Raw genomic sequence first — 449 nt, 5'->3', positions numbered from 1 at the left:
GGCGATGACAACTTAGCAGCACACTTTAGCCATATGACAGCAGCCAAGGGCATTGGTGAGACCAGCGCCATCGCCATTCTGGCAGAGCTTTGCGTGTTACCATCGACGATGAAATCATCACAGGTTAGTCGTTATGCCGGATTAGATGTCCGTCAAACTGAATCTGGGACCAGTGTCAAAAAGCCTGGGCGATTGAGCAAGGCTGGCAATGCTTACCTTCGCGCAGCTCTGTATATGCCCGCGATGAGTGCCGTGCGTCACGACGTTAGAGCCAAAGCGTTCTATGAAGCCTTAACAGGTCGCGGTAAAAAGAAAATCCAGGCACAGTGTGCGGTGATGCGAAAATATCTGACGGGTATCTGGGCCTGCATGCAGACCCAGACTGCCTTCGATTCAACATTATTGTTCAGTGAACAACACATAAAAAATTGACAGGGAACAGAGTATCT

At 49.7% G+C, this 449-nt stretch carries 1 protein-coding gene; it reads left to right on the top strand.

The annotated features are described in order from the left end of the window. A partial coding sequence (locus tag EOE67_RS20325; RefSeq protein WP_164852456.1) for a transposase occupies nt 1–432 on the top strand: 432 nt, incomplete at its 5' end. Nucleotides 433–449 lie beyond the last annotated feature (17 nt).

This window comes from Rheinheimera riviphila, assembly GCF_004005945.1.
GTDB classification, from domain to species: domain Bacteria; phylum Pseudomonadota; class Gammaproteobacteria; order Enterobacterales; family Alteromonadaceae; genus Pararheinheimera; species Pararheinheimera riviphila.
Note: the sequence above shows the minus strand (reverse complement) of the source record. Positions and strands in the feature narration are given on the sequence as shown.